The 21068-nt window shown below is 67.5% G+C and carries 19 protein-coding genes; 1 reads left to right on the top strand and 18 read right to left on the bottom strand.

Annotated elements, in window-relative coordinates:
- Positions 1 to 2 precede the first annotated feature (2 nt).
- The 6 genes from ACZK33_RS03050 to ACZK33_RS03025 all read right to left on the bottom strand — a co-directional run bounded on the left by ACZK33_RS03050 (position 3) and on the right by ACZK33_RS03025 (position 8686).
- A complete protein-coding gene (locus ACZK33_RS03050; RefSeq protein ID WP_423175419.1) occupies positions 3 to 2204 on the bottom strand; it encodes a hypothetical protein in 2202 nt (733 codons plus the stop codon).
- Positions 2201 to 3385, bottom strand: a complete 1185-nt coding sequence (wecB, locus tag ACZK33_RS03045) for a non-hydrolyzing UDP-N-acetylglucosamine 2-epimerase (protein WP_423175420.1) — start codon at positions 3383 to 3385, stop codon at positions 2201 to 2203. Before wecB ends, ACZK33_RS03050 begins: the two co-directional genes overlap by 4 nt.
- 266 nt (positions 3386 to 3651) lie before the next feature.
- A complete protein-coding gene (locus tag ACZK33_RS03040; RefSeq protein ID WP_049399831.1) occupies positions 3652 to 4686 on the bottom strand; it encodes a fimbrial protein in 1035 nt (344 codons plus the stop codon).
- Positions 4677 to 7241, bottom strand: a complete 2565-nt coding sequence (locus ACZK33_RS03035) for a fimbria/pilus outer membrane usher protein (protein WP_423175426.1) — start codon at positions 7239 to 7241, stop codon at positions 4677 to 4679. The genes ACZK33_RS03040 and ACZK33_RS03035 overlap by 10 nt, the downstream gene beginning before the upstream one ends.
- A gap of 92 nt (positions 7242 to 7333) precedes the next feature.
- A complete protein-coding gene (locus tag ACZK33_RS03030; protein WP_032128056.1) occupies positions 7334 to 8062 on the bottom strand; it encodes a fimbrial biogenesis chaperone in 729 nt (242 codons plus the stop codon).
- Between the two features lie 84 nt (positions 8063 to 8146).
- The gene (locus ACZK33_RS03025; RefSeq protein WP_423175423.1) at positions 8147 to 8686 is read right to left on the bottom strand and encodes a fimbrial protein; all 540 of its coding nucleotides are present in this window, start codon (positions 8684 to 8686) and stop codon (positions 8147 to 8149) included.
- 459 nt (positions 8687 to 9145) lie between these two features.
- On the opposite strand from ACZK33_RS03025, the gene ACZK33_RS03020 reads away from it, so the two are divergent.
- Positions 9146 to 9511: a hypothetical protein gene (locus ACZK33_RS03020; RefSeq protein WP_014645902.1), complete on the top strand. Its 366-nt coding sequence runs from the start codon at positions 9146 to 9148 to the stop codon at positions 9509 to 9511.
- 10 nt (positions 9512 to 9521) lie between these two features.
- Here the strand turns inward: ACZK33_RS03020 and pncB are convergent, their stop codons facing one another.
- The 12 genes from pncB to gspG all read right to left on the bottom strand — a co-directional run bounded on the left by pncB (position 9522) and on the right by gspG (position 21061).
- A complete protein-coding gene (gene pncB, locus ACZK33_RS03015) occupies positions 9522 to 10700 on the bottom strand; it encodes a nicotinate phosphoribosyltransferase (protein ID WP_010482009.1) in 1179 nt (392 codons plus the stop codon).
- Positions 10701 to 10808: 108 nt separating this feature from the next.
- Positions 10809 to 11648, bottom strand: a complete 840-nt coding sequence (locus ACZK33_RS03010) for a glycosyltransferase family 2 protein (RefSeq protein WP_049398157.1) — start codon at positions 11646 to 11648, stop codon at positions 10809 to 10811.
- Complete coding sequence (locus ACZK33_RS03005; protein ID WP_423175424.1) at positions 11645 to 12499, bottom strand: glycosyltransferase family 2 protein; 855 nt, start codon at positions 12497 to 12499, stop codon at positions 11645 to 11647. The genes ACZK33_RS03010 and ACZK33_RS03005 overlap by 4 nt, the downstream gene beginning before the upstream one ends.
- Before the next feature lie 881 nt (positions 12500 to 13380).
- Positions 13381 to 15582, bottom strand: coding sequence for a type II secretion system secretin GspD (gspD, locus tag ACZK33_RS03000; protein ID WP_182267251.1), 2202 nt, complete (start codon positions 15580 to 15582; stop codon positions 13381 to 13383).
- 9 nt (positions 15583 to 15591) lie between these two features.
- The gene (locus ACZK33_RS02995) at positions 15592 to 16386 is read right to left on the bottom strand and encodes a hypothetical protein (protein ID WP_032130126.1); all 795 of its coding nucleotides are present in this window, start codon (positions 16384 to 16386) and stop codon (positions 15592 to 15594) included.
- Positions 16376 to 17095, bottom strand: coding sequence for a type II secretion system protein GspM (gspM, locus tag ACZK33_RS02990; protein WP_423175576.1), 720 nt, complete (start codon positions 17093 to 17095; stop codon positions 16376 to 16378). Before gspM ends, ACZK33_RS02995 begins: the two co-directional genes overlap by 11 nt.
- Positions 17070 to 18215, bottom strand: a complete 1146-nt coding sequence (locus tag ACZK33_RS02985; protein ID WP_032130128.1) for a PilN domain-containing protein — start codon at positions 18213 to 18215, stop codon at positions 17070 to 17072. The genes gspM and ACZK33_RS02985 overlap by 26 nt, the downstream gene beginning before the upstream one ends.
- On the bottom strand, positions 18212 to 19075 hold the full coding sequence (locus tag ACZK33_RS02980) for a type II secretion system minor pseudopilin (protein WP_423175574.1): 864 nt from the start codon (positions 19073 to 19075) through the stop codon (positions 18212 to 18214). Before ACZK33_RS02980 ends, ACZK33_RS02985 begins: the two co-directional genes overlap by 4 nt.
- The gene (locus tag ACZK33_RS02975; protein ID WP_423175572.1) at positions 19072 to 19704 is read right to left on the bottom strand and encodes a type II secretion system protein J; all 633 of its coding nucleotides are present in this window, start codon (positions 19702 to 19704) and stop codon (positions 19072 to 19074) included. The genes ACZK33_RS02980 and ACZK33_RS02975 overlap by 4 nt, the downstream gene beginning before the upstream one ends.
- Positions 19701 to 20120, bottom strand: a complete 420-nt coding sequence (gene xpsI, locus ACZK33_RS02970) for a type II secretion system protein XpsI (protein WP_346486333.1) — start codon at positions 20118 to 20120, stop codon at positions 19701 to 19703. Before xpsI ends, ACZK33_RS02975 begins: the two co-directional genes overlap by 4 nt.
- Positions 20117 to 20611, bottom strand: coding sequence for a type II secretion system protein XpsH (xpsH, locus tag ACZK33_RS02965; protein WP_032130132.1), 495 nt, complete (start codon positions 20609 to 20611; stop codon positions 20117 to 20119). Before xpsH ends, xpsI begins: the two co-directional genes overlap by 4 nt.
- 6 nt (positions 20612 to 20617) lie before the next feature.
- Positions 20618 to 21061 carry a type II secretion system major pseudopilin GspG gene (gene gspG, locus ACZK33_RS02960; RefSeq protein WP_004142831.1) on the bottom strand — a complete coding sequence of 148 codons (444 nt, stop codon included), beginning with the start codon at positions 21059 to 21061 and terminating at the stop codon, positions 20618 to 20620.
- Positions 21062 to 21068 lie beyond the last annotated feature (7 nt).

Genomic DNA, 21068 nt, shown 5'->3' with positions numbered 1-21068 from the left:
GATCAGTGCCCTGTGTTGGCGGACTTGCGGCGGCGCACCTGGGTAACGCGGGCGGCCAGCAGCGCGAACACGATCACGCCGACCAGCAGCAGCAACCAGACCATGTGCCGTTCCCACTTCGATTGCGGATTGCCGTCCTGCGCGATACGCGTGCCATAGGGATCCTGGCGGTCGAATTCGCGCACGGCATCACTGCCGTCGAGCACGGCGAGATCACCGCGCAGCAGCCGGAACGGTGCGCCGAATGACGGTGCCTGTGCGCCCAGGTCGCTGTACAGCACGCCGAGCTGTCCGCCGGAGGTGCCGACCTGCACCACCGCGGCCCGGTCCAACCCGCTGACATCCAGCAGCGGCTGCGGCTTCCCGCCGATCAGCAGGTGCCCATCCTTCAGGCCGGCCACATCGACACCCGATGGCGCCACACCGAACGCCAGCCACGGCGCACCCGGGCTGACCGCCGCACCGGCATCGACCACCTTCAGTTCCGACGCCTCCGGCGAGGCACCCACTGCACTGGCCACCGCAATCACCTTGCGCAGCGATGCCGGTGCATCCTGCAGCCACGTGGCAGGCACGAACACCTGGTTGCCGCGCGACAGCTGACTGCTGGCGCCGACGAAATCACTGCCCAGCGACCGCTTGGCCAGGGTCAGGTGGCTGCTGGGCAGGATCGAGACAGGATAGGCGGTGGCGGGATCGTGGCAATAAGGTCGTGCCGGCTGGCGCAGGAAGCTGACGCGGATCTCGTTGCGCGCCGACAGCGCGTAGGCCGGCACCTTGGCCACCAGCCGTTGCGGCTGGCCATTGGCCGACAGCACCTTGCCGCCCAGCAGGTAATCGTTGAAATGGATCGTGGCCACCGCGCCCTGCCCGGCGGCGTTGGGCGCCGCCGAGACATCGATCACCACTTCCTCGGGCAGGCGCCCATCGGCCGACAGCGCGCCGAGGTCGAAGGTGGCACTGCGGTCCGCGCGGGTGACCACATCCATCGTACCGGCGATGTTGCCGAGCCGGCTCAGCAGCACCTGGTCTCCGTCCAGCTTCGGTGTTCCCACCGCGCTGACCTGCAGGCTGCGGCCCAGCGCATAGCTGCGCCACTGTTCGGCGAACAACCCGGCGACCTTGCCCGCCGCCGCCGGGTCGACCACCAGCGTCGGACGGCCAGCAACGGCGACCACGCTGACCGATGCGTTGGCCGTGGGCTTTTCCATGCCGCCCATATCGGTACCGCGCCACGCGGCGAAGGCAGCGCCCGCATCGGCCCCCGTAGCCGCAACCTGTACGGCCAGCGCGTCCAGTGCCGCGCGTACGCCGGCGCGCAGTGCGTCACTGCCGATCATCACATCGGCCGCCAGCGGCCCACTGTCACGCAGCGACAGCAGCGCGCCGACTTCGGCCAGGTCCTTGATCGCGTGCGCGCGCTCGCCCGTGGCCAGCGCGGCGTAGGCCGGCACGCCCTGCAGGCTGGCCGGGATGCTGATGCCGGCCAGGTCGACACTGTCACCGACCTTGGGCAGCGCCACCACCTGCACCTGCTTGCCACCGCCCTGCAACGCGGTACCGACGCGCCAGGCGGCATCGTAGGCCAGCGCCTGCAGCGCCTTGCCGTCCACCAGCAGGCGCACCTGCGGTGGCAGCGCGCCCCAGGCCTTGGCCACGGTGTCCACGGCCCGGCCATCGAAGCGGTAGCTGAAACGCGAGTCCGGCGACAGCCGCAACACGTTGGCCGGCGCGCTCTGGTCGGCACATTGGTAGTCGGAGACGATCGACCACCAGCCGACGCCGACCCGCACGAAGCCGTTCTGGCGAGGTTCGCCATCAATGGCCAGCAGCTGGCTGGCGTCGCCCTGCGCGTCGGTGATCGAGCGCGCGGCGATCGGATCGCCATCGACCGACCACAGGCCGGAAGTGCGCCCGGCGTGGCCGCGCACATAGCGCCCGTCCAGCTGCAGCTGCGCATCGCGGGTGGCGACGCCGGCCGGCACCGGCAGGTAGACCTCGCGCTGGCTCTCCTGCCCGCTGAGCACCAGCGGTTGGCGGAAACCGAGTTCACGCAGGGTCATCTGCCGGTTGACCGTGCTGTCGCCGCTCCATTCGGCGAATTGGCCGGCGACGCTGTCGGCGGCATGGGCACTGGCAACCACGCCCGACAGGACGAACGCGGCGGCGGATGCAAACAGGGGAGAGCGGCCGGTCTGGGTCATGGCGTCACTTCGCGTGGATGGGAGTGGGCGGCACCGCTGTTGCGGAGGCCGGGCGAGAATTCGGGAAGGGGCGTGCCACGCAGGGCGGCGACGATGCGCGCGCTGGCACGGCCATCGCCGTAGGGGCTGGCGTCGGGATCGAAGCGGGTCGGGTGCGGTGGTTGTGCCAGTGCCGCGTTGACCGCCTCGACAATGCGCGAGGGCCTGGTGCCGACCAGCGTCACCACTCCGGCCTCGACCGCCTCCGGGCGTTCGGTGACGTCGCGCATGACCAGCACGGGCTTGGCCAGCGCAGGCGCTTCTTCCTGCACGCCACCGGAGTCGGTGAGGATGACGTCGGCGCGCTGCATCAGGCGCACGAAGCGCAGGTAGTCCTGCGGCGGCGCCAGGTGCACGTTGTCGAGATGGCCGAGGTGGGCGTTGACCGGGCCCTGCACGTTCGGGTTGAGGTGCACCGGGTACAGCACCTGCAGGTCCGGCCGCCGCGCCAGCTCGGCCAGCGCACGGCAGATGTCCTCGAAGCCCTGGCCGAAACTCTCGCGGCGATGGCCGGTGACCAGCAGCAGGCGACGATCGGGGTCAAGCATGTGGAAGGGTTCGTCAGCCCGCGCACGCAGCGCCGGGTCGGCATCCAGCCGCTCTACGGTCTGCTGCAGGGCATCGATGACGGTATTGCCGGTGACCAGGATCTGCCCGCCCAGGTGTTCACCGGCCAGGTTGGCGCGCGAGCTGGGCGTGGGCGCGTACAGCTGGTGGCCGACCACATCGATCACCCGCCGGTTCATTTCCTCCGGCCACGGCCGGTTGATGTCGCCGGTGCGCAGGCCGGCCTCGACGTGACCGATCGGAATGCGGTGGTGGAACGCAGCCAGTGCGGCGGTCATCGCCGTGGTGGTATCGCCGTGCACCAGTACCCGGTCCGGACGAACCTGCGTGTAGAGCGCGTCAAGCCGTTCGAACAGCTTGGAACACAGGCCATTGAGCGTCTGGTTGGGCACCATGACATCGAGGTCATGGTCGGCGGTGATCGCGAACAGCGACATCACCTGGTCCAGCATCGCCCGGTGCTGGCCGGTGATGCAGACCACCGATTCGATGTCCGCAGCCTCCGCCAGGGCCCTTACCAGCGGCCCCATCTTGATCGCTTCCGGTCGCGTGCCGAACACCGACAGGACCTTCATCGCAGCGCTCCGAAAGGCCGGCGCGAGGGAATGCCAGGAGCTGTAGCCACGTCTGGATCCTTTCGGCGTTCCCGTCCAACACCCGCAGGCAGGAGACGGTCACCTCATGAGGAAACTCCAAAATCGCGACGTACATCACATTCGAATGATGGTACGCGCGTCGTGGCATTGATCTTCATCGTTGGAAGATCAAGACGCAGTCAACGCCGCCCGTGGAACGGGCGACGTTGCGGTGGAACGCAGCAGTGGCGCGGCCTGCGGCCGACTTACTCGTACTGGATGGTGAAGGTGGCCTGGCCGTTTGCGACACCTGCACCCACCGTGCCGGCCTGGGTCTGCACATAGCGGGCACGCAGCGGCAGCGCCATGACACTGGTACCCGGCACGGTGGTGCCGACGTTGACGGTCTGGCCGAAACGCACTTCGCGCTCGGTGCTGCCATCGCGCTGGACCATCTGGATGCCGATACGGGTGGCGCTGTTGGTGGCCGCACTCAGCTTCAGCACGCCGGGCATGTTCGAGCTGTCCTGGTCGGCGTCGAGGCGGATGCCGATCTTGCTCTGGTAGGCAGCAACGTTGCTGCCCTGGCAGTTCAGGCGGATCTCGAAATCGCGATCGACAGCCTTGGAACCGACACCGGTGAAGGTGGTGTTGGGCACGCTGCCGAAATCGACAGCAATGTTGCGGCTGCCGGCCTGCACTTCACAGGTCGGGCTGACCACGGTGGTGCCCGAGCCCTTGAAGGTGGAGGTCAGTTCCGGACGGCCAGGGCCGTCGCCGTCGAGATAGTAGGTGGTGAAGCGACCGTTGGGCGCGATGATGCCCGACCCCGTCTGCGCGGCCGTCTTGATCAGTTCAACCCGGAAACGCCCACCATTGAGTGTCAACGTGCGATTGCCGGGCAGTGGCAGAGTATGCGGGTAGTAAGTCTGGATGGAACCGGAATCGCGATAGACACGGATACCGACCCCCGCAACGTCGGTAGCATAGACGTCGTTGAAACCTGGCACAGCATTCTGTTGTGCAGCGTTGACGAAGCGGCCATTGGCGCTGCCCCCCCAGCGATCACATGTGCCTATGTTGTTACGCTGGTTGATCGGCACGATCAGTTCCTTGATCAAACCACCGACCGGCAGGTTGGGCAGAATGACGATCTGCCCCATGTCCATCTGCACGTCCTGCGCGACAAAACCCTGCTGCGTGATGTAGCAGGTTGCCAACGCCGGGCTGGCGAGGGTAATACCTCCCAAGATGGCCACGGTGGCAAGCAGCTTACGGCCACGGGAAGAAATCATCGGCATGCTGCCTCCAGCGGGATGAAGCCGGTCTTGGACGCATCGGCGCCTGCCGGAACCTGGTAATCGACGGTGCAGCGCTGGTCGGCGCCGGCGCCCCACTCCACCAGCAGGCTGCCCTGGTTCCTGTCACTGCGCACGTACAGGCGGCCGCCCTGGCTGACCATGCCCACCGGCTGGCCCTGCTCGTCCTTGACCTGCGCACCGAACGGCATGGTGCGGCCATCGGTGTTGCGCACCTGGATCAGCAGCGCGTTGCCCTTGCGGGTATCGAAGCGCAGGTAGCTGATGGCACCGGCGAACGGCGCGATCGACTGGCTGGTGCTTTCCAGCTCGACGTCGTGGGCCATGCCCTGCGGATCGAGGGTGACGGTATTGAGGCGGTACGGCGACACGTACGGGACCACCGCATAGCCACGGCCGTCGACGCGCAGGCCCGGGGCGTTGCTGACGATCGCATCGCGCGCGCCCGGTGCTTCCACCAGCACCATGGTGTCGCCACGCTGCGGGGTGAAGGTGAAGCCGCCCGGATGCACGACCACGCTGCCGTTGGCACCGACCGACGCCTGGCGGAAATCGCGCGAGTGGCTGTAGGTCGCGTTCAACGCGCTGTAGCGGCTGCGGTATTCCGCACTGCCCACCGCGGTGGTGCCACCTTCGCGGGAGTCGGACAGCGCCACACCGTAGCTGAAGTTGTTGTCGATGCCGGTCGAACCGGTGATGCCAACGCGGCTGTTGTCGTAGCCACCGCGCTCGCGCACGCCGAGGTCGGCGCTGAACGACACCGGGTGCGAACCACGACCCAGCGGCACGCTCATCGACAGCAGGTACTGGGTATCGGAACGGCCGAGCACGCCCTCTTCGGTGCGCAGCGCCGAGAAGCCGTAGTTCACCGAACGCCAGGCGTTGTTGTAGCCCACCTGATACTGCTTGGAGGTGCCGGGGCGGTCGTAGAAGTCACGCACCGAGCCGGTCACGTACAGCGCGCCGCCGCGACGGCCCAGCGGCTGGTTCAGCGTTACCTGGAACTGGCTGCGCTGGCGGCCACGGGTGGTCGGATCGATGCCGCGCTTGTCCGAATCACGGCCATACAGCGCGTCCTGCAGGCTGTAGAAGCCTTCGGTCGAATAACGGTAGGCGGCCAGGGTCAGGTTGGTCCCGGTCTCGCCGATCATGTTGCTGTAGCTCAAGCGCACGCTGGCACCGGTGTGGTTGCCGTAGTGGTCGAACGTCGTACGTGCGTGGGTGATGTCGGCGGCGAACGCGCCAACCGGCGTGGACAGGCCGACGCCGTACAGCAGCGACAGGTAGCCATCGCTCAGTGCACTGCCGCCGTACAGCGTCAGCTGGTTGCCGATACCGCGCTGGTAGGTGCCCTGCACCAGCCACGGCTCATCGGCCAGCAGCTTGTTGCGCACCTGGCCGGCCGTCAGCGAGTAACGCGACACGCCTTCGCGCAGCATCTGCGGCACCGAACCGAACGGAACCTTGAATTCGCGGCGGCGGCCATCGGCCTCGATCACGCTCACTTCCAGGTCGCCGCCGTAGCCGGTCGGGTACAGGTCGTCGATGACGAAGCTGCCCGGCGACACGGTGGAGGAGTAGATCAGCTGCTCGTTCTGGCGCACTTCGATGCGTGCGTTGGTCTCGGCGATGCCGCGCACAACCGGCGCGTAACCGCGCAGCGAATCGGGCAGCATGCGGTCGTCGCTGGCCAGGCTGGCACCGCGGTAACCGATCGAGTCGAACAGTTCACCGGTGGTGTAGGCCTCACCGATGGTGAGCATGCCGCGCACCTGCGGGATGCCGCGCTGCGCATAGGTGGCGATGCTCTGCCAATGGCGGCCATCGCCCTCGGACCAGGTCAGGTTCGAATCGTGGCGGAACTGCCAGCCACCCAGGTTCATGCCGGCGTTGAGGCCGAGGTAGGCACTGCGGTTGCGCTGGCCACCTTCGACACGGCTGTCGCTGTCGATGGCATTGAAGCTGTAGCCGACGAAGCCGGCATTGATGCCGCGGTCCCACAGCGCCGGGTTGACGTAGCCGCGTGCCTCACGACGCAGGAACACCTGCGGGATGCTCAGGTCGTAGCGCAGGTTGCCGCTGTCATAGACACCATAGGCATTGGCCATGCGCTGCTGGACCGGCACGCAGCTGGTCTTGTCGGTCGGCACGGACGGATCCTGCTGCAGCAGCACGGCTTCGCTGTCCACGCCCATTTCTTCCAGCATCGGCAGCGGCAGGCAGGCGTCGACACGGCCCTGCGCATCGGCCTTGAACTGCAGATCGCGACGGCCCTGCCAGGCACCGTTGACGTAGACGTCGACACGGTAGTTGCCGGCCACCATCGGGTTGCCGTTGCTGAAGGCCGCCAGATCGACCTGCTTGGCCTGGCCAGACAGGAAGCTGGAGTTGAACTGGGCCGATTCCGGTGCACGCGCATTGGCCGCACCACTCTGCGCCATCAGCGCCTGTTCGCCGAGATTGGCCGGGGCAGCCAGCGCCCATCCTGGGCAGGCCACGCCAGCAACCAACAGGCAAAGCGCCTGATGGATCGACAATGTCAATCTGTTTCCGATCACACTGACATTCCTTCAATTCGCCGCACAGCGGCGGTGGCGGGATGCGCAGGCCCAAGGCCGGCGCGGCGCGTTCAGCCCCCGGTGCTGCCGAGGCGGATGGTGTGTTCCACCCGGCCGCCGTAGTCGTTGATGGTGATGAAGCGGACCTGGTCGGTGCCCGCCGGTGCGGCGAACTCCAGGCTCTGCTTCGGCGCGACCATCGCGCCCTTGTCCTCGACGGCCTTTTCACTGCTGCCGGTCACGGCATGTACTTCGGCCAGAGTGACGTGGAAGGGGCTCGGGTTTTCCACCCGCAGACGGTCGCCCGTGCGGGTCCAGCGCAGCGCTGCGGGCGCGTCGTTGGCGACGCCCTTCAGGCCCTGCGGCCGGTAGAAAAGCTTCAGGCGCGAACGGAACGCGACCTGCAGGTAATTCTGTTCGCCGCTGTCGGCGTTGTCCGGGGACGGCGGAACATCCAGCACGTTGAGCCAGAACACCGACTCGCGGTCGGTCGGCAGCTGCGCGCCGGAGAAGATCAGTCGCAGCGCCTGGCTGCGGCCCGGCTCGACGCGCGCGATCGGCGGCGTCAGCACGAACGGGGCATCGCTGGTGTCGGCGGTCTGGTTGGCGTCGCCGCTGTCGATCCAGGCCTGCACCAGCGCCGGCGAATCGCCCACGTTGTCGACCTGCACGGTGACTTCGCGCGCCTGCGCCGGATAGATCACTCGCGTGCCATTGACCACCACGCCGGCCAGAGCGTTCTGGCAGAAGGGCAGCGTGAACGCTGCCAGCAGCAGCGCCCGGGGAAAGAATGCTTTCATCGGAAGTACTACGCTCGAGGTATGTGGCCAGGGGCCGCGATGCACTGGCCGGCGCGTACGCCGGCCAGTGCGGGTACGACTCGATCAGTTGTAGATGATCGTGTACTTGACGCTGCTGGTGACGTCGCCCGGGGTGGCGGCGGCAGTGGCGTAGTACTCAGCGTAGTAGTTCAGGTTGGCGGTGCCGTCGCCGGCCACGGTCACCCACTGCGAGTTGTCCTGGGCCAGACCGGTGCCAGCCGCCTTGATCGGCAGGAACGTGTTGTTCGAGCCCAGCAGCTGCAGCTGCACGTTGGTGGCAGCGTTGGCCGAAGCCTGGTTGACCAGGCGGCCGCTGTTGAAGTCAACAGTGGAACCCGGCTCGAAGTAGGTGGCGACGTTGCCGGCGCTGCACTTGGTCAGGTTGATGGCAAACGGGGTACGGCCCGCAACGGCGCCGGCGGTGGCCAGGGTGTTCTTGGACACGGTCGGCAGGTTGACGGCGAAGTCCTTGCCGCCCGGGGTCGAGATGGTGCAGGTCTTGTCGGTCACCTTGCCGTTGAAGGTGATGGTGCCGTCGGCGGCGTTGGCGGCCAGCGGAGCGGCGGCCAGCATCAGAGCGGCGATGATATTGATCTTGTGCATTCGCTTTTACCTAACCCTACTGAAGAGATGAGAAGTAGAGGAGGAAGCAAGGAGCACTGCCGGGCTATCAAGACCCATCCTTGCGTCTCACCTGTGGCCGGACTCGGACATACCTTCCCCTGAATCCGTGACGCAAGTATAGGCACAACTGTGATGAAAGTCTCATTATTTTTCTGAACGCCAATTCATTGACGCCTCAAATGTGACGTGGTAGGCGGAATGAGAGCCCGGCGGGCGTGGGGGATTTGACGGCAAGGCGATCAGGTCACAAACGACCCTGCATGACGCTTCCCGTGGCGCGTTCGGCATGCGCGAAAACAGGCTTTTTTCAGGTGGAAATCGCCTTATTTGATGCGCATCACTCTTTCTTGGTGATGGCCCTAGCAGATTCGGATTTGTCCTATTAAAGACGGATCGGACCTGTCGCTAACTAGGACACACCGAACCAGAGAACGTGTCATGAGGAACTCCATTCTGCTGTGTGTGGCCCTGATGTCCGTCAGTGCGCTGGCCCAGGCCAGCAGCGGCAGCATCCGTTTCAGCGGCCGTATCGCCGAGCCGGGCTGCACGACGAACCTGTCCCAGGGTGAGCTGAGCCTGGCCGCCTGCCCGCCCTCGGCCAAGGGCTCGACGGTGGCCGTGACGGCGCTGGCCGATGGCCAGGCCGCGACGCTGCGCGACGGCAAGCGCCAGGGCCAGAAGCTGTCGGTGTCGGCCAGCGCGATGCGCGCCGGCGATATCGCCTTCTCCGAGCGTTACAGCGTGCAGGCTTCGAAGCAGCAGCCGCTGCAGGGCGCCTACCTGGTGGTGGTCGACTACCTGTAAGCCGACGTGTTTACGCCGGCGGCAGCTCGAACACCTGGCGCAGATAGGCCAGGTAGCCCGGGTCGTCGCACATGCTCTTGCCCGGCGAATCGCTGAGCTTGGCCACCGGCTGGCCGTTGCAGCGGACCATCTTGATGACGATGTTGAGCGGCGTTGGCCCCAGATCATTGGTCAGGTGGGTGCCGACGCCGAAGGCGACCTGGCAGCGACCACGGAAGTAGTCGTACAGGCGCATCACCTTGGCGATGTCGAGCCCGTCGCTGAACACCAGCACCTTGCTGCGTGCATCCACCCGGCGCTGCTGGAAGTGGGCCAGCATGCGGTCGCCCCAGTCGAACGGATCGCCGGAGTCATGGCGGACGCCGTCGAACAGCTTGCAGAAGTACATGTCGAAGTCGCGCAGGAACGCATCCAGGCCGACCACGTCGGACAGCGCGATGCCGAGGTCGCCGCGATACTCGCGTGCCCACGACTCCAGTGCCGCCACCTGCGAATCGCGCAGGCGTGGGCCCAGCGCCTGGAATGCCTGCAGGTACTCATGGGCCATGGTGCCGTGCGGGGTCATGCCGTACAGGCGGGCGAAGTGCACGTTGCTGGTGCCGACCAGCTGCGGGCCGAGCGCATCGCGCAGCAGCGGCAGCAGACGGGCATGCCAGTCACGCGAGTAGCGGCGGCGGCTGCCGTAGTCGGCGATGCGGCACTGCTCGAAGCCGGGGGTATCACGCAGCAGCGCGGCCTTGGCCTGCAGGCGGCGCTCGCCCTCGGCGAAGTCGGCGGTGGTGGTGTTGCGGAACCAGACTTCGTTGATGATCGCCAGCAGCGGCACTTCGAACAGGATGGTGTGCAGCCAGGGCCCGGTGATGTCCAGTTCGATCTCGCCGGGCACGGTCTTCGACGCGCGCAGCTGGATGTACTTGCGGTCGAGGTGGAACAGGCCGAGGAAATCGGCGAAGTCCGGCTTCACGAAGCGCAGGCCACGCATGTAGTCCAGCTCCGCGTCGCTGAAACGCAGGCTGCACAGGTGGTCGATCTCTTCGTCGATCTGGTCGATGTAATGGGCCAGGTCGATGCCGGGCGTGCGGCACTTGAACCGGTACTGCACCTGGGCGCCGGGGTGCTGGTGGAGCACCGCCTGCATCATGGTGAACTTGTACAGGTCGGTGTCGAGCAGGGACTGGATGATAGGCATGGGGCGGATTATGCGCCCGGCAGGGTGAACCGGGGTGCCTGCGGCCACACTCAGCTCACGGGAAACAACATTGGTAGATCCACGCCATGCGTGGATGCTCTTGCGGCGCTACAGCGCCTTGCGCAGCAGCTTCGGCACCAGCATCAGCGCGTGCGCCCAGATCGCGCCCCACACCGCTACCCGCACCGGCAGCGAACGCTGCCTGGCCTCGAACTTCTGGAAATAGCGCCACAGGCCCTTGTGCTTGTGCCATTCCACGAAGAACGGCCGCGAGCGGCTGGAGACGCCACGAACGTGGGTGACCTGCAGGTCATTGGCGATCGCCACCACTGCTCCGGCTTCGCGTGCACGCCGGCACAGGTCCAGGTCTTCGGCATGCAGGCGATAGCCGGCGTCCCAACCTCCGATGCAGTCGAACAATGCACGCGGCATCATCAGCAGCGCACCGGACAGCGCCGGCACCCGCTGCAGCGCCTGCTGCGGGTCACGCGGCACCGCCAGCTTCGAGCCCTTGCCCGGCGAGCGCAGCATCATCAGGAAATCCGGGTCGCGGCGGCGCACGGCTTCGTCGGCATGGCCCTGCTCGTCCACCTGCTCGACACCGAGCAGGCAGTCGCCCAGTCCTTCCGCGCGGCTGCGCAGTGCGGCCAACGTCTCCGGTTCGACCATCAGGTCCGGGTTGATGAAGGCCAGCCATGGGCTGTGCGAATCGGCCACGCCCTGGTTGTTGGCGGCGGCAAAGCCGGGATTGTCCGGATTGCCGACGAAACGCACGCGCGGGTCGTGGCTGGCATGGCGCTGCACGATATCCAGCGTGCCATCCATCGAGCCATTGTCGATCACCCGGATCTCGGCCACGTCCTGCGCCTGGCGCAGGCGCGAGAGGCAGGCGTCGATGGTGCTGCCGCTCTGGTAGGTGACGACGATGGCGGCAATGGCAACATTCAAGCAGGAGGCTCCGGCGCGGAAGACGAGACGAACAGGTCACCCTGTTCCTTCGGCATTATCGCCTGCCGCATGCGCTGCTGCAGATCGACACGCAGGCCATGCAGCGGATCGTGCATGAGGAAGTCAGCCAACCGTGGCACCCACCCCGGCCAGCGCGCGGCCAGGGCCTCGAGATCGCCATCACGGCTGACCGCCTCCCCTGCCCGGCTGACGAAGGCGGTCTCGCACAGCACGTTGCGCCATCCCAGGCCAGCCATGCGCAGGCTCAGGTCCACCAGTGCCGCGTTCCAGCCGGCGTAGCTGTCCACGTCCAGGCCGCCGGCACGCCGGCGTGCGTTGCCGCGCACCAGTACCGCGTGGGTGACCGCCGAGGGCAGCTCCGGATGCAGCACCGGCAGCGTGGCACAGGTGTGTGCCAGCAGCGCCGGGTCCTCCGGTTCGGGATTGATTTCGCCCAGCCGCGGCCATGCAGCGGTTTCGCCGGCATTGCACCACGGGGTTGCGGTGGCGATGGCGGCGTCGCGGGCGAAGGCATCCTGCAGCTGCTGCAGCCAGCCCGGCGCGGGCACGCTGTCCGGCGCCAGCACCGCCACGTCCATGCCCTCGCAGGCGCGCAGCATCTCATTGAGATGGGCGACCTCGCCCAACGGCCGCGCGCGGCGGGTGTATTCGGCCTGCAGTGGCGTATGCGCCAACCAATGCTCCACCACCGCCTGCGCACGCGGGCCGGTCTGCGCGTCATCGGCCAGCCAGACCGCGGTTCCCGGCGCGGTGCCGGCATCCAGCGCGGCCAGGCAGCGGTCGAGCGCGGCATCGTCCACGCACAGCGGCAACAACACGATCGCCCCCATCCCGCCTCCGTGGTTGTCGGTAGCCACAGCCTAGCACTGGGAGGGTATCGGCCGGGTTGCACCCGGCACCTGCAGAGGCCAGAGCAGAAGCAACAGCAGAAGTCGGCTATCCGTGGCATGGCGGGGTGGGTCCGGTTGCGGGGGACGCCGTTAACCCCCCTCCGGGGTCCGGCCCAGCCGCTGGCGGCTGTGCGTTCGGGCGCTTGCGAAGCAGTGCTTCGCAAGCAAAGCGCCCTCACCCATGGGGGCTTGGCCGCGGCATCCATGCCGCGGACACCCCCGCAACCGGACCCACCCCGCCTTCGACAGATCTCTGCGATCTGCAGTAGATCCACGCCATGCGTGGATGAATCTCCATCGGAATCGAATATTTCGAATTGGAATCGAAAAGCATCCACGCATGGCGTGGATCCAGCGTGTCGACCAAGGTCGACACCTACCAACAGCAGCAGGAAACTGTCGAAGGCGGGGCACTGTGGGTTTGCGGCTCACGCCCCCACAACCGGACCCACCCCGCCTTCGACAGATCTCTGCGATCTGCAGTAGATCCACGCCATGCGTGGATGAATCTCCATCGGAATCGAATATTTCGAATTGGAATCGAAAAGCATCCACGCATGGCGTGGATCCAGCGTGTCGACCAAGGTCGACACCTACCAACAGCCGCGGGAATCTGTCAGAGGCGGGGCGGTGTGGGTTGGCAGGACCGTTGGCGCCATGGATGGCGCCATCGAGCCCCCATGGAAGGGTTTACGGCGTGTCCTGACAACCCACACCGCCCAGCCATCCCCCAGAAACCCGCTGTTGCTGTTGCTGTTGCTGTTGCTGTTGCTCCAGCTCTGGCCTCTGCGGGTGCCGGGCGCAGCCCGGCCGTCAACCCCTTACTTCTTTGCGCGCGGCTGGTTCAGCGGTTCCATCGCGCGGAAGCGCTGGCTGTACTCGTCGGTCAGGGTGCGTGCCTCCTGCCCGTTGCGCACGATGCTCGGCGTCAGCAGCACGATCACCTCCGAACGGCGGCTGGTGCGGCTCTTCTGCCCGAACAGTGCGCCCACCACCGGAATCCGGCTCAGGCCGGGGATGCCGCTGCTGCCATCGGTGGCCGTGTCGGTGATCAGGCCGGCCAGCATGATGGTGTCGCCGCTCTGCACCGCCGCTTCGGTCGACAGCTTCTTGGTGGAAATCCGCGGGTTGCAGTTGCGCTCGGTCGGGTTGCAGTTCTCCGGCACGTTCGAGGCGCTGCTCACTTCCTGCACGATGTCGAGGAATACCGTGCCGTCGCGGGTCACGCGCGGGCGCACCTTCAGGATCACGCCGGTGTCGATGTACTGCACCGAGCTGTAGCTGCTGGTGCCGATACCGGTGTTCACCGTGGTGGTATTGATCGGCACCTTGTCACCCACGTTGAGAGTGGCCTCGGCGTTGTTGCGCACGAACACCGAGGGGGTCTGCAGCAGGCGCACATCGGTGACCTTGTCCAGCGCGCTCACCACCGCCGCGCCATTGTGGCCGGTGAACGCCCAGCCCAGTCCTTCACCAGCGGTTGCAGCACCGGCGAAGCTGCTCCAGGAGCCGCCGGCGGCGGGCGGCAGGGTCACGCCGGCCAATGCGCCGGTCAGCGCGCGCCCGGCCACCGCGTTGTCGAAGAACCAGTTCACGCCGTACTTCAGGTCCCCCTCCAGTGCGACCTCGGCCACCTGCGCTTCGATATGCACCTGCAGCGGCATCACGTCCAGCTTCTCGATCACTTCGCGGATCGAACGCCAGGCCTGTGGGGTCGAGCGCACCAGCAGGGTGTTGGTTTCCTCCACCGCCGACACGCCCACGCGATCGCCTTCCACTTCCAGGCTGACGCTGACATTGCCGGACTGGCGCTGCGGCAGGTTCATGCTGCCGTTGCCGGTGCCACTGGAGCCACTGCCCGGCGTCGAACCGAAATTGCTGCTGTTGTTGCTGTCCATGCCACGCTCACCGTCGCTGCCCAGCTGCGACGGCATTGCACCCGGTGCCAGCGAGGCCGGGCTGGAGCCGCCGCGATTGCCGCTGCTGGCGAAGGCTTCACTGAGGCGTTCGGCCAGATCGCGCGCCTTGATGTAGCGCAGCTCATAGGAGAACAGGCGGGCGCTGCCACCGGCGGTATCGATGCGGTCCAGCCACTGCTGGATCTGGTCCAGGTAACGCACCTGCGGGGTGATCACCAGCACCGCGTTGGCGTTTTCCAGCGGCAGGAAGCGGAACATGCCGGCGCTGGGCGTCTTGCTCTCCTCGCCGAACACCTTCTCCAGGTCGGCGGCCACCTGCTCGGCCTTGCCGGACTGGATCGGGAACACGCCCACCGACATGCCCGACAGCCAGTCAACGTCGAAGATCTCGACGGTGCGCATGTAGTTTTCCAGCTCGGCGCGGGTACCGCCCAGGGTGATCACGTTGCGGCCGCTGTCGACGTTGACGATGGCGTTGGGGCGCGCGTACGGCTCCAGCACCTTCTTCATTTCAGTTGCGGAGATGAACTGCAGCGGGATCACCCGTACCTCGAAGCCACGCGCACTGGCTGCCGGCGCCGTGCTCGGCGCGACAGTGCCGGCCAATGCCTGATCGGCGGCGACGATGTTGTAGCGGCCGCCGCTGTAGACCATGCGGGCATTGTTCCAGCCCAGCACCATCTCCAGCAGGTTCAACGCCTGTGCCGGCGACACCGGCTTGGGCGTAGCCAGGGTGACTGTGCCCTGCACCCCCGGTGCGATCACGTAGTTCTGGCCCAGCATGTCACCGAGGATGGCCTTGACCACCGCATGCACCGATTCGCCTTCGAAATTGAAGGTTGCTTCACCGGTGCTGGCGCCATGCAGTGCCGGAGCCGGTGCGCGTGCTGCTTCGCGGTTGATCATGGTGCCGGTGCCACGGCGGATCACCGCCTGCGGAGCGCCCTGGGCGTCACGGGCAGCATCAGCGGCGACTTCGGCCGCCTGGCCGGCCTCGGCAGTGGGCGACAGATTGCCCTTGCGCTGCACATGCGGTGCGGACACGGTGCTGCAGCCGACCAGCAGCGCGAGGGCAAAGGACCAGGGAAGGAAACGCAGGCTCATGCATTCACTCTATCGGTTGGTGCCATCGCCCGGGGGCGGCGACGGTTGTTGCTGCTGTTGTTGTTGCTGCAGCTGGCGGCGACGGGCCTGGATGCGTTCGCGGATGGCCTGCATCTGCGCTTCGCTGGGGCCGTTGTTGTTGGCAGGCGGCGTGGCGGCCGCCGCAGCCGAGGATGCCGGCGCACTGCCAGCAGGCGACGGCGATGCGGTTGCCGCAGCCGGCGGCGGTGCCGGCGGAGCGCCTGCCGGGGGCGGCACAACGATCGCACCGGCCGGTGGCGCACCGTTGGCGCCGCGCAGCACGGTCGGCGGTTCACCCCCCTGCCCGTTGAATACCGCCAGTTCCAGCACCTGGTTGCCACCGGGGCCGATCACGGTGGCTTGGCGCGGCTGCAGTGCGACCAGCTGCCAGCCGTCGACGGCTTCACCGTTGAGGCGCAGGCGCAGCGAGCGGTTCTGTTCGGTGGTGAAGGTGGCCATGCCGAAGTCGCCGGTCAGCAGCACGCCGGTCAGGCGCAGCGCGGCGCTGGCGGCGGGCTCGCTGCCGCCGAGCAGGTAGGGCTTCGGCCTGCGGTCCTCGGCGAACAGCGGTCGCTCGCCGATCGCGCTATAGCTGTCGGCGCTGGCCATGCGTTCTGCGGCCAACGGCGGCAGCACCGGCAACGAAGGCACCGCATCGGCATCACCGTCCGCACCTGGCAGCTGGCTGCCCAGACCGAAGCCGGTGGCCAGCCAGACCGCTGCCGCCCAGCCGGCCAGTGCCAGCAGGAAGCCGGTGCGCAGGCTGATCTGCTCAAGCTTCATCGGCCACCTCCTGCCCTTCTTCCGGCGCAGCCGGTGCGGCGGCCGGTGAAGGTGTGGCCGAAGGCGGTTGCGGCGCCGCGCCCGGTTCGGCTGCAGGTGCCGGCGCAGCGCCATCGGCCGCAGCACCGGGCAGCAGGTAACCGGCCAGTTCGAACGACACGTCCAGGCCGAGCCCGGACTCGTTGGGCGACTGCTGGAAGCGCTGCGCGATCAGGTTGAGGTTGTCGACGAACAGGCGCGGGCTGCCGGTTTCCAGGCTGTGCAGCACCGTGGCCAGTTCGGCCACACCGCAACGCAGGCGCACCTGCATGGCCACGCGCACGAATTCGGCGTCACGGCGGTTGTCGGTAAGTGGCGTGCGGTTGCTGATGGTGCAGCTGCGGTTGCCCGGGCTGGCCATCGCCACCGCATCCTGCAGCTTCGCGCCCAGCGCAGCGGCCGCAGCTTCGGCGGTGGCTTCGCGCAGGAAGCCCGGCCGCTGCTGCAGTGCCTCGCCGGTGGCGCGCAGGCGCTGTTCGATCTGCGGCTGCTGCTGCAGCTGCGCCTGCACGCGCTGCTCGCGCTCGCGCAGGGCAGCCACGTCGGCGTCGATTTCGCGCAGTGGCTGGGTGAACCAGGGGTGCACCAGCAGCAGGTAGGCCAGGCCCAGCACTGCCAGCAGCAGCGCCAGTGCCAGCCAGCGGTCACGGCGTGCGCTTGGCATCGGCATCGGCCGCCTCCCGGGTCGGGGCCGCAGCCGGCAACGGCTGCAGTTCGGCGGTCATGGTGAAGCGGTCACGGCCACTGGCGGCGCCATCGGCCTGCAGTACGCCGGTCAGATTGACCTTGCGCCACTGCGGTGCGTCCTGCAGCAGCTGCACCAGCTGCGAGGCCTCGCGGCTCAGGCCGATCAGCTGCAGGTTGTTGTTCTCGATGGCCAGCTTTTCCAGGTAGGTGCCCTCCGGCAGGCGCCGGGTCAGTTCATTCCAGATTTCCACCGTTCCGGCGCGCTGGCTGCGCTGCTTTTCCAGGAATGCGGCACCATCGATCAGCGCCTGCAGCTGCGCGCGTTCGCTGGCGACACCACGCGCACTGCGTGCACTGCGCTCGACCTGCGCACGCAGTTCGTCGGCGGCGGCGCGGCGGTTGTCGAGCAGCTGCAGGGCCGCCAGCACCAGCATCACCAGCGCGGCCACGGCCAGCAGCACATTCCAGCGCCGCGTCGGGTCTGCCCGCAGCTGGCGCTGCCCCGGTGGCAGCAGATTCACCTGCAGGGGTTCACCCTCGGTGTCGATGGCATCGACACCGGCCAGTGCATCGGCCCATTCGCCTACGCTGGCCCGCCACGCCTCAAGCTGGCGCAGTGGCCAGGCGATCAGTTCGACCTGCAGCTGGCCCTCGGCGGCGCCCCCGAGTTCACGCACGTCATAGCTGACCTGGCTGGATTCGAACGGCGTCTGGCGGTCGATCTCGAAACCGACCACGGCGCGCAGCCGGTCGGCCGCAGCCGCAGGCAGGCGCAGATGACGACGCAGTACCTCGCTGGCCGGCAGCAGCCACACCCGCGGCAGGCTGCGCAGTCGCGGTTCCAGCACGCGGTCCAGTTCGGCCGGCGACAGCGGCCATGGCACGCTGGCAACTGCTTCGCGGCGTTCTCCGGCCTCTCGCCAGACCTGCAGCTGCTCACCCTGGCGCTGCAGCAGCAGGCGCGCCTGTGCCCAGCCCAGTGCCCACTGCCAACGTGCCGGCACCCAGGCCAGCAGCGATTGCCGCCACCAGCGCAGGAAACGGCCGGCGCCAGGGCCGATCCGGCCCTGCACCTGCCGCACACTGTCCTGCCATGCCGTCATCTTGCTGTCATTCCCTGCTCCCAGCGAAGCACTGTGTAGGACCGCCCGGGAACCCCGCCCGAGCCATTGCGTACCACTGCCTGCAACACCGACCGGCGTCCACTGCCGTCGGTTGCACGAGACTCGATACTATAGGTGCCGCTGCTGCTGGCAAGCGTTGTCGCACCGCCAGCGGTATCTGCGTCACGCTCCTGCTGTGCGCGCTGCGCCAGCACGGTATCCGCATCCAGGCCCAGTGCGGTCAGCACCGGCGCGCTGGCGAACTGGGGATCCGGGCGTGCCTGGCGGCTGTACAGGGTCAGGTGCGGCAGCATGGCCTTGTACAGCGGGCCGCGCATGCCCAGTACCCGCTGCAGTTCACCGAGCGTCTCGAAACGCTTGTTGCGTGGGCCATACGGCAACCCCGCCGCCGCATAGTCCGGGGCTTCGGCACCGCCGCTCGGCTGCAGCAGGCTGTCTTCATCACGCCAGTCGACAATGGCACCGGCCAGCTGCCGGGCTGCCCCTTCGTCTTCGCCGAGCGCCTTGAGGAACGCGGTCAGCAAGGTCACGTCGACCAGGTTCAGGTTGATCTTGCCGTTCTCGTCCAGCACCTTGATCTCGATGCTGGCGTCATCGAACTGCCAGCGGTAGGTTCGGCCATCAGCGCGCCAGGGCGCCCGCAGCGGATCGGCGGACAGGCGCAGCAGCGCGTACTCCAGGCCGGCGCGCGCCCGTTCCTGGCCGCGTGCATCGTCATCCAGCACCCGCTGCTGCAGATGCTCGACCCGTGCGCTCAGCGCGAACGCACCGACCAGCGCGGTCATCAATGCGATCAACCACAGCACCAGTACCAGTGCCGCACCGTGTTGCCGGTTCATCGCGCGCCTCCGCTGCCACCGTTACGCGGCGCCACCACCAGCGTCGGCCAGGGCGCGCCCCTGGCCGGGACGATCCTGATCTCCACCAGCATCGGCAGGCGGCGGGTATCGTCCCAGCGCGGCATCCAGTCGCTCACCTGGCCGGTACTGGCATCGATGCCGCGATAGCGAAGTTGTACCGACTTCAGGTTTTCCACCAGCACTTCCGGCCGGCGCGGCGGGTTCTCGGCGATGCGCTCGCCTTCCTGCAGCAGCACCAGGTCCAGCAGCAGGCGCTGCTGGCCATCGCGGCCGTCCACCTGCAGCGCGTGCAGGTAGGGTCCGCCGCGGCCGAGGTAGCCCGGCAGATCGGCGGCGAACAACATGCGCTGCTCTTCGCCCTGGAAGAAGATCGGTTCGCGGGTGGGATCGGGTACTTCCAGCGGCGTGCGCAGCGCACCGGCCAGCTGCCGCCGCAACAGCGCCTGCACCGCGCGCATGCGCTCACTCTCGGCCGCGATCTGCTCGCCACGCTGACTGACCGCCATTGCCGAGCGGACGCTGGCGAACGCCAGCGCCAGGCCACCGGCCAGCAGCACCGTGGCCAGCATCACTTCAACCAGCGTGAAACCCGCGGCGCGGCGCTTCATCGCGCGCTCTCCAGGTCCGGCGGCAGCAGGCGCAGGCTGCGCCAGCGCAGCTGCTCGCGTTCGCTGTCGCCCCAACGCACCTGCAGCTGCAGTTCGGCCAGCCAGGGGGCACCGGCCGACTGTGACTGCACGACGTTGCCGGCACGTGGCTCCACCCACGGCTGCACCTGCAGCTCCCAGTGGTAGCGTCCCTGTTCCCAGTCGCCCTGCTGGCTACCCACCTGCAGTGGCGTGGCGACACCGGTTTCGGCCAGCAGCGACTGCGCATGCAGTATCGCGCGCGTGCGCAGCTCGGCCTCGCGCACCTGCCTGGCACCACCGGACAGACTGCCCAGCAGCAGGGTCAGCGCCAGCCCGAGCAGGGCAAAGGCGATGATCACTTCCAGCAGGGTGAAGCCGCGAACGTGCCGCTTCATTGTGCCCGCCAGGGGCCGGAGCGGACCTCACCGGTCAGCCAGCCCACGTCGATGCGCCATTCGGCATCGTCACGCTGCAGCCGGATGCGGCCACCGCTGGAGCCACCATCGGGATGGAACTCGATCACGCCCTGCCCTGGCGCGGTGGCCAGCTGCGCGGCGCCTTCGAACTGCACCTGCAGCTGTGCCGGCACGTCACCATGGCGCTGGTTGGCGCCTTCCCAGCGCCGCTTTGCCGGTTCGATGACAAAGCGCTGCGGCTCGCCGCGGGCGATCGCCTGCGCGCGTACTACCCGCAGCTGGTTGGCGATGTCCTTGCCGGCGCTGCGCAGCTGCATGCCGGCGAAGCCGCGCGACAGGCCGGCGGCGGTAATCAGGCCGATCGCTGCGATCAGCGCGATCACCAGCAGCATTTCCAGCAGCGACAGCCCCGCTGCGCGCCTGCCGTGCAGGCGCGGGCGAGGCAGCCGGCGCGGCAGGAAATACGTCATGCAGGATTACGGCTGGTAGCGGATGTCGGCATCGACGCTGCTGCCGCCGGCCTTGCCATCCTTGCCGAGGCTGATCAGCTCGTACGGCTGGCCTTCGCCCGGCGCACGGTATTCCAGCGCGTGGCCCCATGGGTCGTTCAGGTCAGCCGGCTTGGCATACGGCCCCAGCCAGCCACCGACACCCGCCGGTGCGGTCACCAGATCGTTGAGCGAGCCGGGCAGCTTGCCGGTATCGATCTGGTAATTGTCGACCTTGGACGCAACGGTCTGCACCTGCGCCTTGGCGATGTTGGCCTTGCCGCGATCGGCGCCGCCCAGCACGCGGCTGGCGACCAGGGTCAGCACCGCACCGATCAGCACGATGACGATGATGATTTCCAGCAGGCTCATGCCCGACTGGTTGCGCGCGGCGGTGAAGGAAAGGCGGATCGGTCGACGGGAAGCAATCATGGTCGGT

The organism is Stenotrophomonas sp. 86156_Sma, assembly GCF_056481625.1.
Note: the sequence above shows the minus strand (reverse complement) of the source record. Positions and strands in the feature narration are given on the sequence as shown.